This window comes from Nevskia soli DSM 19509 (assembly GCF_000711955.1).
GTDB classification, from domain to species: domain Bacteria; phylum Pseudomonadota; class Gammaproteobacteria; order Nevskiales; family Nevskiaceae; genus Nevskia; species Nevskia soli.
Genome location: NZ_JONR01000032.1, coordinates 25,130 through 37,290 on the forward strand (window position 1 = coordinate 25,130; position 12,161 = coordinate 37,290).

Consider the following 12,161-nt stretch of genomic DNA (forward strand, 5'->3'; position numbering starts at 1 on the left):
AATGCCTTCGGGCAGGGCCGCGTCATGAGCGCCGGCAATCAGGCCCTGGTCGAAGCCCTGCAGAAGCTCTGCGCGGAGGGCGCGACCGGTACGCTGTTTCTCACCCTGCCCGACCGGCGCCAGGCGCGGATCGGGCTGCTGCGCGGCCGTATGGTGCACCTGACCCTGTTCACACTGCGCGGCGAGCTGGTGATCCGCGCGCTCGCCAACCGGCCGCCGCTGAGCTTCAGCTTCCATCCCGGCAATGTATCGGAAGAGCAGGGTGAGCTGCCGGACACGGCGGTCATCCTGCAGCGGCTCGGCGGCAGCGGCGGCGGTGCCGAGCCTGGGCCGGTGCAGGTCGAAGCTTCCGCCCCGGCGCTGCCGGAAAGTGTAATGCGCGTGGTGACGCAGGAGCTGGCGCATTTCGTCGGCCCGATGGCCTCGATCCTGGTTGCCGAACAGGCCGGGGCCACTTCGCTGGAGCGCCTGCTGGCCAAGCTTTCGCTGGACCTGGACAACCGCGACGAGATCGAAGCCTTCCGCCACAAGGTCCTCGACCGCCTCAAGGGCGGTCACTAGCTCCAGCTCGCGCTGAACGCTACAGCGCGGGAACGCGCCCGGCCATGGGTGACGAGGGCGAGGCGGCGAAGCGTTTGGGCATACGGCCGGCGAGATAAGCGGCACGTCCGGCCTCCACCGCCAGGCGCATGGCGTGGGCCATCCGTACCGGGTCGCGGGCACCGGCGATGGCGGTGTTCATCAACACGCCGTCGCAGCCCAGTTCCATGGCGATCGCCGCGTCGGAAGCCGTGCCGATACCGGCGTCGACCAGCACCGGCACCTGTGCCTGCTCCAGGATCAGGGACAGGTTCCAGGGATTGAGGATGCCCATGCCCGAGCCGATCAGCGAGGCCAGCGGCATGATCGCCACGCAGCCCATCTCCTCCAGCAGCTTCGCCTGGATCGGGTCGTCGCTGCAGTACACCATCACCTCGAAGCCGTCCTTGATCAGGGTTTCCGCCGCGCGCAGCGTTTCCGGCATGTTCGGGAACAGCGTGCGCTGGTCGCCCAGTACTTCCAGCTTGACCAGCTGGCGGCCGTCGAGCAGCTCGCGCGCCAGCTTCAGGGTATGCACCGCGTCTGCGGCGGTATAGCAGCCCGCGGTGTTGGGCAGGATGGTGTAGCGGGAGGGCGGCACCACGTCGAGCAGGCTCGGCGCGCCCGGATCCTGGCCGATGTTCACGCGGCGGATCGCCACGGTGATGATCTCGGCACCGCTGGCTTCCGTCGCGGCGCGGGTTTCCTCGAGGTCGCGGTACTTGCCGCTGCCGACCAGCAGGCGGGAGCGATAGCTGCGGCCCGCGATGGTCAGGTTTTCCTGTGCGGCTGGCGCCGCTTCCGGCTTGCTCATGAGCATGTCGTGTTCCTGGATGTTGTACGGATCAGCGGTGATCGCCACCGCCTCGTTCGCTTGCGCCATCCCTGGCTGTGCGGCTTTTCAACCTCCGCCGATGGCGCGCACGATCTCCACGCGGTCCAGTTCCTTCAGGATCCGCTGCGGCCACAGCTGCGGCGGCACCACTTCGCGATTGACCGCCACGGCGAGGCGCATGCCCAGCAGGTCCAGCGTGGCGATGAGGCCATAGACCGTCTGGCTGATCAGGATCATGTGCGGCGTGCCGTTCAACTCGATTTCCATCATGGCATCAGCCCTTGCTGTAGAGCTGGGCGCCGCCCTTGAGGAATTCGACGGCCTTGACCTCCATCCCCTGTTGCAGCGCCTGCGCCTCGGAAAGCCCTTGGCCGGCGGCGTAGTCGCGCACTTCCTGGGTGATCTTCATCGAGCAGAAATGCGGGCCGCACATCGAGCAGAAGTGCGCCACCTTGGCCGAGTCCTTGGGCAGGGTCTCGTCGTGGAAGGCGCAGGCCTTGTCGGGATCCAGCCCCAGGTTGAACTGGTCTTCCCAGCGGAACTCGAAGCGTGCCTTGGACAGGGCGTTGTCGCGGATCTGTGCGCCGGGATGGCCCTTGGCCAGGTCCGCCGCGTGCGCCGCGATCTTGTAGGTGATGATGCCTTCCTTGACGTCGTCCTTGTTGGGCAGGCCCAGGTGCTCCTTTGGCGTGACGTAGCAGAGCATGGCGGTGCCGTACCAGCCGATCATCGCCGCGCCGATGCCCGAAGTGATGTGGTCGTAGCCGGGCGCGATGTCGGTGGTGAGCGGCCCGAGCGTGTAGAACGGTGCCTCGCCGCAATGCTCCAGCTGCAGCTCCATGTTCTCCTTGATCAGGTGCATCGGTACGTGGCCGGGCCCCTCGATCATCACCTGCACGTCGTGCTTCCAGGCCACCTTGGTCAGTTCGCCCAGGGTGCGCAGCTCGCTGAACTGCGCCTCGTCATTGGCGTCGTAGATCGAGCCCGGGCGCAGGCCGTCGCCCAGGCTGAAGGACACATCGTAGGCCTTCATGATCTCGCAGATGTCTTCGAAATGCGTGTAGAGGAAGGATTCCCTGTGGTGGGCCAGGCACCACTTGGCCATGATCGAGCCGCCGCGCGAGACGATGCCGGTCATGCGCTTCGCCGTCATCGGCACGTAGCGCAGCAGCACGCCGGCGTGGATGGTGAAGTAGTCGACGCCCTGCTCGGCCTGCTCGATGAGGGTGTCGCGGAAGATTTCCCAGGTGAGGTCCTCGGCCTTGCCGTTGACCTTTTCCAGGGCCTGGTAGATCGGCACGGTGCCGATCGGCACCGGCGAGTTGCGGATGATCCACTCGCGGGTTTCGTGGATGTGCTTGCCGGTGGAGAGGTCCATCACCGTGTCGGCGCCCCAGCGGATCGACCAGGTCATCTTCTCCACTTCCTCGCCGATGGATGAGGTGACTGCCGAGTTGCCGATGTTGGCGTTGATCTTCACCAGGAAGTTGCGGCCGATGATCATCGGCTCGATTTCCGGGTGGTTGATGTTGGCCGGGATGATGGCGCGACCCCGCGCCACTTCCTCGCGCACGAATTCGGGGGTGATCTCGTCCGGTATGCGCGCGCCGAAGGACTGGCCGGAATGCTGGCGGCCCATCAGCCGGGCCAGCTCCGCCCCGGTCGGGCCCGAAGCTTTCAATTGCTCCAGGTATTCCCGGCGGCACAGGTTTTCGCGGATGGTGATGAATTCCATCTCCGGTGTGACGACGCCCTGGCGCGCGTAATGCATCTGCGACACGTTGCGCCCGGCCAGGGCGCGCCGCGGCTTGCGTTGCAGGTTGAAGCGCAGCTCGGCCAGTTTCGGATCATGCAGCCGCTCCACGCCAAAGCGTGAACTGGGTCCGGCCAGTTCCTCGGTATCGTTGCGTCCCAGTATCCACGGCAGCCGCGGCCCGGCCAGGCCGGAGCGGATGTCGATGGCGGCCTGCGGGTCGGTGTAGGGGCCGGAGGTGTCGTAGACGAAGATCGGCGCGTTGCGTTCGGCGCCGAACGAGGCCGGTGTATCGGACTGGCTGATCCGGCGCATCGGCACCTGGATATCGCTCCGCGGACCCGGAACGTAGACCTTGCGCGAATTCGGCAGCGGCTGCACCGCGGCCTCGTCGACCTGTGCGGTGGCGGCGAAAAATAGGGGATTGGCGTTCATCGCATTCCTGTAGTCATGGTCGGATGGCGAAGGAACCCGGGATGGGGTCGCGACGCCAGGACAGGTCTCGCCGGATCGGCTTAATCGACAGGCGCCCGCGCCGGTTGTCCGCGCGTCGTCGGTCGGCGATACGGCGGATCCATTGCCGGGCACCGCTGCGTTATTCGGCCTTCCTGGACTTGGGGCGAATATACGGATCGCTCTGCGATGCCGCATTGACCGCGGTCAAGCATCCGGGTTGCGAAATCGATACGCCCGCTTGACCGTGGTCAAGGAGAAGGGGAGGGCGTTTACTTCACACTTCCTGCCCAGGACGGGTGCGGGTTTTTTTGCCGGCCGCCCGTTTTCGAACGATCGATACCAAGTAGTCCATGCGGGCGCTCGCGGCAGGAGAAGACCCTTGCAGCAGCGCCGCGGCCCGCTTGGAAATCGAACAGAACCGCCATCGCGGGTCCGGATTGTCGAGGTCTTTGATGAAAGGGCAGTTGCAGGAACAAGCGCTGCATCCCATGCCGGCCGCCAGGCCGCTGGCGGCGGCGGAGCGGGCCAAGGTGCTGGAAGTGATCGTGCGGCTGCGCGCGCTGCCCGGTGCGCTGCTGCCGGTGCTGCACGGCGTGCAGGATGCGCTGGGCTATGTGCCGCCCGGCGCGGTCACGCTGATCGCCTCGGAACTGAACCTGACGCGCGCCGAGGTGCACGGCGTCATCACCTTCTATCACTACTTCCGCTCGACCAAGCCGGGCAAGCAGGTTCTGCAACTCTGCCGCGCCGAGGCCTGCCAGTCGCTCGGCGCGGTGGCGCTGGAGCAGCACGTGAAAAGCCGGCTCGGCGTGGACTTCCACGGCACCACCGCGGATGGCCGCTACACGCTGGAGCCGGTGTACTGCCTGGGCAACTGCGCCTGCGGCCCCTCGTTGATGCTGGACGGCGAGCTGCACGGGCGTGTCGATCCGCAAACCTTCGACGAGTTGCTCGCCTCGGCACGGGGTGCCGCATGACCACCACCCTCTACGTCCCCTGCGACGCCAGCGCTCTGTCGCTGGGCGCCGAAGCCACGGCCAAGGCGATCATCGCGGAAGCGCAGCGGCGCGGCGTGGAGATCCGGCTGGTGCGCAACGGCACGCGCGGCATGCTGTGGCTGGAGCCGATGGTCGAGGTGGAGACCGCCGCCGGCCGCGTCGCCTACGGCCCGGTCAAGGCCAGGGACGTCGCCGGCCTGTTCGACGCCGGCTTTCTCCAGGGCGGCACCCACGCGCTGGCGCTCGGCGCACTGGCCGACCATCCCTACCTGAAGAACCAGGAACGCCTGACCTTCGCCCGCGTCGGCATCACCGATCCGCTGAGCCTCGACGATTACCTGGTGCACGGCGGCTATCGTGGCCTGCCCGCCGCCCTGGCCATGGCTGCCCCGGCCATCGTGCAGGAAGTGACCGATTCCGGCCTGCGCGGCCGCGGCGGCGCCGCCTTCCCGGCCGGCATCAAGTGGAAAACCGTGCTCGGCGCCGAGGGCTCGCAGAAATACATCGTCTGCAATGCCGACGAAGGCGATTCCGGCACCTACTCCGACCGCATGATCATGGAAGGCGATCCCTTCGTCCTGATCGAAGGTATGACCATCGCCGGCATGGCGGTGGGCGCCACCCGCGGTTACATCTACCTGCGCTGCGAGTATCCGCACGCCTACCGCACGCTCAACCAGGCCATTGCCACCGCCTATGCGCGCAACTACCTGGGCCAGGACGTGCTCGGCAGCAAGCGCGCGTTCGACCTGGAAGTGAGGCTCGGCGCCGGCGCCTACATCTGCGGCGAGGAGACCTCGCTGCTGGAGAGCCTGGAAGGCAAGCGCGGCCAGATCCGCTTCAAGCCGCCGTTGCCGGCGATCAAGGGCCTGTTCGGTCAGCCTACGGTGATCAACAACGTCATCACTTACGCCTCGGTTCCGATCATCCTCGACCGCGGTGCGCCGTTCTACAAGGAATACGGCATGGGCCGTTCGCGCGGCACCCTGCCGTTCCAGCTTACCGGCAACATCAAGCACGGCGGCCTGATCGAGAAAGCATTTGGTATTACCCTGCGCGAACTGCTCTACGACTACGGCGGCGGCAGCTACAGCGGCCGGCCGATCCGTGCGGTGCAGGTCGGCGGGCCCCTCGGCGCCTACATCCCGGCCTCGCAGTTCGACGCGGTGCTGGACTATGAGGAATTCGCCAAGATCGGCGGCATGGTCGGCCACGGCGGCATCGTGGTGTTCGACGACACGGTCGACATGGCGGCGCAGGCGCGCTACGCCATGGAATTCTGCGCGGTCGAGTCCTGCGGCAAGTGCACACCCTGCCGCATCGGCTCCACCCGCGGCGTGGAGGTCATCGACCGCTTGGTCGCCGGGGAGCAGAAGCAGGAGGTGCTGCTGCGCGACCTCTGCGAAACCATGCTGGCCGGTTCGCTCTGCGCCCTGGGCGGTATGACGCCATTCCCGGTGCTGTCCGCCCTCAACCATTTTCCCGAAGACTTCCGCAACGTTAACAGGCCCTAGGAGATTGCCGTCATGCTGTCGATCGTCGAAAAGGATTACGGCACCCCGGGGCGCCCGGAAGAGAAGCTGGTCACCCTGACCATCGACGGGCGCCAGGTCAGCGTGCCCGAGGGTACCTCGGTGATGCGCGCCGCCGCGCTTGCCGACCTTAAGATTCCCAAGCTCTGCGCCACCGAGCAGCTCGAGGCCTTCGGCTCCTGCCGCCTGTGCCTGGTGCAGATCGAAGGCATGCGCGGCCTGCCGGCCTCCTGCACCACCCTCGTCGCCGACGGCATGAAGGTGACGACGCAGAACCAGAAGCTGGCCGACGTGCGCCGCGGCGTGATGGAGCTGTACATCTCGGACCATCCGCTCGATTGCCTGACCTGCCCCGCCAACGGCCACTGCGAATTGCAGGACATGGCCGGCGTGGTCGGCTTGCGCGAAGTGCGCTACGGCTACGAGGGTGAGAACCACCTCAAGGCCGAGAAGGATGAGAGCAATCCCTATTTCACCTTCGACGCCAGCAAGTGTATCGTCTGCTCGCGCTGCGTGCGCGCCTGCGATGAAGTGCAGGGCACGCTGGCCCTGACCGTGCAGGGCCGCGGCTTCGATTCAAAGATCGCCGCCAGCCAGGACGATTCATTCCTCGATTCCGAGTGCGTCTCCTGCGGCGCATGCGTGCAGGCCTGCCCGACGGCGACGCTGTCGGAAAAAACCCTGATCGAGAAAGGCCAGGCCGAGCACAGCGTCACCACCACCTGCGCCTATTGCGGTGTCGGCTGCTCGTTCCGCGCCGAGATGAAGGGTGAGGAAGTGGTGCGCATGGTGCCGAACCAGGACGGCCACGCCAACCACGGGCATTCCTGCGTCAAGGGCCGTTTTGCCATCGGCTACGCCACGCATTCCGACCGCATCACCACGCCGATGATCCGCGCCAAGATCACGGATTCCTGGCGCATCGTCAGCTGGGAAGAGGCGATTGCCCACGCGGCGTCCGAATTCAAGCGCATCCAACAGAAATACGGCAAGGGTGCCGTCGGCGGCATCACCTCCTCGCGCTGCACCAACGAGGAAACCTACCTGGTGCAGAAGCTGGTGCGCGCCGCTTTCGGCAACAACAACGTGGATACCTGCGCCCGTGTCTGCCATTCACCCACCGGCTACGGCCTGAAGCAGACCCTGGGCGAGTCCGCCGGCACGCAGACCTTCGACTCGGTGATGCAGGCCGACGTGATCCTCGTCATCGGCGCCAATCCCACCGATGGCCACCCGGTGTTCGGCTCGCAGATGAAGCGGCGCCTGCGCCAGGGGGCGAAGCTGATCGTCGCCGACCCGCGCCGCATCGACCTGGTGCGTTCGCCGCACATCCAGGCCGACCACCATCTCAAGCTGCGCCCCGGCACCAATGTCGCGCTGGTCAATAGCCTGGCCCACGTGGTGGTGAGCGAGGGCCTGGTCAACGAGGCTTTCGCCGCCGAGCGCTGCGAGAAGGACAGCTTCGATCGCTGGAGGACCTTCGTCTCCGAGGCGCGCAACTCGCCGGAGGAAATGGAAGCCGTGACCGGCGTCCCCGCCGCCGAGGTGCGCGCGGCCGCGCGGCTGTACGCCACCGGCGGCAACGCCGCCATCTACTACGGCCTGGGTGTCACCGAGCACAGCCAGGGCTCGACCATGGTGATGGGCATCGCCAATCTGGCCATGGCCACCGGCAACATCGGCCGCGACGGCGTCGGTGTGAATCCGCTGCGCGGCCAGAACAATGTGCAAGGCGCCTGCGACATGGGCTCCTTCCCGCATGAGCTGCCCGGCTACCGCCATGTTTCCGACGGCGAGGCCCGCGGCCAGTTCGAACAGGCCTGGAACGTCCCGCTCAACGCCGAACCGGGCCTGCGCATTCCCAACATGTTCGAGGCGGCTCTGGACGGCGAATTCAAGGGCCTGTACCTGGAAGGCGAGGACATCGCCCAGTCCGATCCCGACACCCAGCACGTCACCGCCGCCCTGAGCGCGATGGAATGCATCGTGGTGCAGGACCTGTTCCTCAACGAGACCGCCAAGTTCGCCCATGTCTTCCTGCCCGGCTCCTCCTTCATGGAGAAGGACGGCACTTTCACCAACGCCGAGCGCCGCATCTCGCGCGTGCGTCAGGTGATGCGCCCCAAGGCGATCTATGCCGACTGGGAAACGACCCAACTGCTGTCCAATGCGCTGGGCTATCCGATGAACTACAGGCATCCGTCCGAGATCATGGACGAGATCGCCAGCCTCACGCCCACCTTCACCGGCGTCAGCTACGAGCGCCTGGACCAGCTGGGCAGCATCCAGTGGCCGTGCAACGCGGAAGCGCCGCAGGGTACGCCGATCATGCACGTCGAGGAATTCGTGCGCGGCAAGGGCCGCTTCCTCATCACCGAGTACGTGGCCACGCGCGAGAAGGTCAACGCCAAGTACCCGCTGATCCTCACCACCGGCCGCATCCTGTCGCAGTACAACGTCGGCGCGCAGACCCGCCGTACCGCCAATGTCGCCTGGCATGACGAAGACCGCCTGGAACTGCATCCGCACGATGCCGAAGAGCGCGGCATCCAGGAAGGCGACTGGGTCGGCGTACAGAGCCGCGCCGGTGAAACGGTGCTGCGCGCGCGCGTTACCGATCGGGTGCAGCCGGGCGTGGTCTACACCACCTTCCACTTCCCCGAGTCCGGCGCCAACGTCATCACCACCGACAACTCCGACTGGGCCACCAATTGCCCGGAGTTCAAGGTCACCGCGGTGCAGGCGGTGCGGGTCAGCCAGCCCTCGGAATGGCAGAAGCGCTACCGCACCTTCAGCGAACGCCAGCAGGAACTGCTCGCCGGCAGCGGCAGCGAAGCGGCCATCGCCAAATAACACAGTAAGGGAACCAGATGAACGTCGAACGGCTGGCGGAGATGGCGAACGATATCGGTGCTTTTTTCGTGGGCGCCGAGGAGCCTGCCGCGGCGGTGGCCGGCATTGCCGACCACATCGGAAAATTCTGGACGCCGCGCATGCGCGAACAGCTGACCGAGCACCTGCCGCAGCTCGGCGACGGCATCGACGAACTGCCGCGGGCGGCGCTGCTGCGCCTCGCGGTGCAGGCCCGCTCCAGGGCGCAACCCGTCGCTGCCTGACGGCGTGAGGGTGATCGCGGTCCGCCTGCTTGCCGATGGCTGCGCGGGAGCAGTCAAGTTATCCTCCCGGTCCCGGCCGGTTTCTTGCTGGCTGTTCCCGTATTTCGGCAACCAGGACCGACATGAGCCAGGACCAGGACAAGGATGACCCCCTTCGCGAGGACATACGCCTGCTCGGCCGCATCCTCGGCGACACGGTGCGCGGCCAGCTGGGCGATGCCGCGTTCGAGCTGATCGAGCGTATCCGGCAGACCTCCATCCGTTTCCATCGCGATGCCGATGAGTCGGCGCGCGCCGAGCTGGAGGAGATGCTGCGCGGCCTGTCGCACGACCAGACCATCCAGGTGGTCCGCGCCTTCAGCTACTTCTCGCACCTGGCCAACATCGCCGAGGACCAGCACCACATCCGCCGCTCGCGCGCCCACCTGATCGCGCAGTCCGCGCCGCGCGAAGGCAGCATCGCCTGCGCCATCGACCGCGCCTACGACGCCGGCCTGGGCCGGGCCGAACTGGGCGCCTTCTTCGACAGCGCCCTGATCAGCCCGGTGCTGACCGCGCACCCCACCGAGGTGCAGCGCAAGAGCATCCTCAACTGCCAGATGGTGATCGCCCGCCTGCTCAACGAGCGCGACCGCATGCAGTTGACGCCGGAGGAGGAGGAAGCCAACGCCGACGCCCTGCGCCGCGCCGTGCTGACGCTGTGGCTGACCCGCATGCGCCGCCTGGTCAAGCTGTCGGTGATCGACGAGGTCGAGAACGGCCTGACCTATTACGACTACACCTTCCTGCGCGAGCTGCCCAAGTTCTACGCCAGCCTGGAAGACCAGCTCGCGAAACGCGATCCGGCCTGGGACGCAGTGGAACTGCCGTCCTTCATGCGCGTCGGCAGCTGGATCGGCGGCGACCGCGACGGCAATCCCTTCGTCACCGCGCCGGTGCTGGAAAAGGCGCTGGCGATGCAGTCCGAAGTGGCGCTGCGCCATTACCTCGATGAGCTGCAGGCGCTTGCTTCGCAGTTGTCGCTGGCACAGCGGCTGTCGCCCGCGTCCGAGGCCCTGGCCGAACTGGCCGCACGCGCGCCGGACCAGTCCTCGCATGGCGGCGACGAACCCTACCGGCGTGCCATCACCGGCATCCACGCCCGCGTCTGGGCCACTCATGCCGCCCTGCTCGGCTTCGAGCCGCGCCGTGGCTCGGCGCGCCAGACGGTGGCGCCGGCGACGGCCTACACCGCGGTGGCCGAACTGTCGGAAGAGCTGGATGTCATTCATCGTTCGCTCTGCGCCAACGGCGCCATGGCGCTGGCCCGCGGCCGCCTGCGGCAGCTGCGCCGCGCCGTGCGCGTCTTTGGCTTCTCGCTGGCGCCCATCGACCTGCGGCAGAACTCCGAGGTGCATGCCCGCGTCGTCGGCGAATTGATGGAAGTGGCCCGGCCCGGCACCGGTTATGCGGAGCTCGACGAGGAAGCGCGCATCACCCTGCTGCGCCAGGAACTGGCCACCACGCGGCCCCTGGTTTCGCCCTATGTCGATTACTCGGAAGAGACCCGCTCCGAACTGGATATCTTCAAGGCCGCTTACCAGGCGCACCGGCGCTATGGCCCCGAGTCGGTGCCCAACTGCATCATCTCGCAGACCAATGGCGTTTCCGATCTGCTCGAAGCCGCCCTCTTGGCCAAGGAAGCAGGCCTGCTGCGCCCGGGCGAGCAGGTGCTGGACGTCAACATCATCCCCCTGTTCGAGACCATCGCCGACCTGCAGAACAGCAGCGGCGTGATGGAGCGCCTGCTGAGCCTGCCCGAGTATGCCCGCCTGCTGCCTTCGCGCGGCAACGCGCAGGAGGTGATGCTGGGTTATTCGGACAGCAACAAGGACGGCGGCTTCCTCACTTCGGGCTGGGAGCTGTACAAGGCCGAGATCGGCCTGCTCGAAGTGTTCCGCCGGCACCGCTTACGGCTGCGCCTGTTCCACGGCCGCGGCGGTTCGGTCGGCCGCGGCGGCGGCCCCAGCTACCAGGCAATCCTGGCGCAGCCGGGCGGGGCGGTGCAGGGCCAGTTGCGCCTGACCGAGCAGGGCGAGGTGATCAGCGCCAAGTACGGCAACCCCGAAGTGGGCCGCAGGAACCTGGAAGTGCTGGCGGCCGCCACGCTGGAAGCCACCGCCCTGGCGCCGCGCGACGCCGCGCCGAAGGCGGAATACCTCGCCGTCATGGACGAGCTTTCAGCGCACGCGTTCCGCGCCTACCGCAGCCTGGTCTACGAGACCGAAGGCTTCGAGCAGTACTTCCGCGAATCCACCGTGATCGCGCAGATCGCCGACCTGAACATCGGCTCGCGCCCCGCCTCGCGCAAGAAGTCCACCGCCATCACCGACCTGCGCGCCATCCCCTGGGTCTTCAGCTGGTCGCAATCCCGCGTCATGCTGCCGGGCTGGTACGGCTTCGGCTCCGCAGTGAGCGCCTTCCTCAAGAGTCATCCGGCGGATGGCCTGCAAAGGCTGCGCGAGATGTACCGCGAGTGGTCGTTCTTCTCCACCCTGCTGTCGAACCTGGACATGGTGCTGGCCAAGACCGATATGGCCATCGCCTCGCGGTACGCGGCCCTGGTCAAGGACGAGACGCTGCGCAGAGGGATCTTCAAACGTATCGCCGCCGAGCGGGACAGCGCGATCGGCACGCTGCTGCGGATCACCGAAACGCAGGAGCTGCTGGATTCCAATCCGCTGCTCAAGCGCTCGATCCGCAACCGCTTCCCTTACCTGGATCCGCTGAACCATGTGCAGGTTGAGCTGCTGCGGCGCTGCGGCGACGGCGACCAGGACGACCGCGTCCGCCGTGGTACGCACCTGTCCATCAACGGCATCGCCGCGGGCTTGCGCAACAGCGGCTAGGCCC

Annotated in this window: 9 protein-coding genes; 6 read left to right on the top strand and 3 right to left on the bottom strand. The window is 66.8% G+C overall.

What is annotated here, in order from left to right; genetic code table 11:
- Window positions 1-24 precede the first annotated feature (24 nt).
- Window positions 25-561 carry a DUF8082 domain-containing protein gene (locus BP26_RS0116515; RefSeq protein ID WP_029921676.1) on the top strand — a complete coding sequence of 179 codons (537 nt, stop codon included), beginning with the start codon at window positions 25-27 and terminating at the stop codon, window positions 559-561.
- Window positions 562-580: 19 nt separating this feature from the next.
- Here BP26_RS0116515 and BP26_RS0116520 read toward each other — a convergent pair whose 3' ends face one another.
- The 3 genes from BP26_RS0116520 to thiC all read right to left on the bottom strand — a co-directional run bounded on the left by BP26_RS0116520 (window position 581) and on the right by thiC (window position 3,602).
- Complete coding sequence (locus tag BP26_RS0116520; RefSeq protein WP_029921677.1) at window positions 581-1,393, bottom strand: thiazole synthase; 813 nt, start codon at window positions 1,391-1,393, stop codon at window positions 581-583.
- An 87-nt stretch (window positions 1,394-1,480) separates the two neighbouring features.
- Entirely contained in the window at window positions 1,481-1,684 is a 204-nt protein-coding gene (gene thiS / locus BP26_RS30365) for a sulfur carrier protein ThiS (protein ID WP_036517173.1), read from the bottom strand.
- Window positions 1,685-1,688: 4 nt separating this feature from the next.
- On the bottom strand, window positions 1,689-3,602 hold the full coding sequence (gene thiC / locus BP26_RS0116530; RefSeq protein WP_029921679.1) for a phosphomethylpyrimidine synthase ThiC: 1,914 nt from the start codon (window positions 3,600-3,602) through the stop codon (window positions 1,689-1,691).
- Between the two features lie 509 nt (window positions 3,603-4,111).
- On the opposite strand from thiC, the gene BP26_RS0116535 reads away from it, so the two are divergent.
- From BP26_RS0116535 to ppc, 5 genes are all read left to right on the top strand, one after another.
- On the top strand, window positions 4,112-4,600 hold the full coding sequence (locus tag BP26_RS0116535; protein WP_029921680.1) for a formate dehydrogenase subunit gamma: 489 nt from the start codon (window positions 4,112-4,114) through the stop codon (window positions 4,598-4,600).
- The gene (locus BP26_RS0116540; protein ID WP_029921681.1) at window positions 4,597-6,135 is read left to right on the top strand and encodes a formate dehydrogenase beta subunit; all 1,539 of its coding nucleotides are present in this window, start codon (window positions 4,597-4,599) and stop codon (window positions 6,133-6,135) included. Before BP26_RS0116535 ends, BP26_RS0116540 begins: the two co-directional genes overlap by 4 nt.
- 12 nt (window positions 6,136-6,147) lie before the next feature.
- Complete coding sequence (gene fdhF / locus BP26_RS0116545) at window positions 6,148-9,006, top strand: formate dehydrogenase subunit alpha (RefSeq protein ID WP_029921682.1); 2,859 nt, start codon at window positions 6,148-6,150, stop codon at window positions 9,004-9,006.
- 17 nt (window positions 9,007-9,023) lie between these two features.
- The gene (locus tag BP26_RS0116550) at window positions 9,024-9,269 is read left to right on the top strand and encodes a formate dehydrogenase subunit delta (protein WP_029921683.1); all 246 of its coding nucleotides are present in this window, start codon (window positions 9,024-9,026) and stop codon (window positions 9,267-9,269) included.
- 122 nt (window positions 9,270-9,391) lie between these two features.
- Complete coding sequence (ppc, locus tag BP26_RS0116555) at window positions 9,392-12,157, top strand: phosphoenolpyruvate carboxylase (RefSeq protein WP_029921684.1); 2,766 nt, start codon at window positions 9,392-9,394, stop codon at window positions 12,155-12,157.
- The last annotated feature ends 4 nt before the right edge of the window (window positions 12,158-12,161 follow it).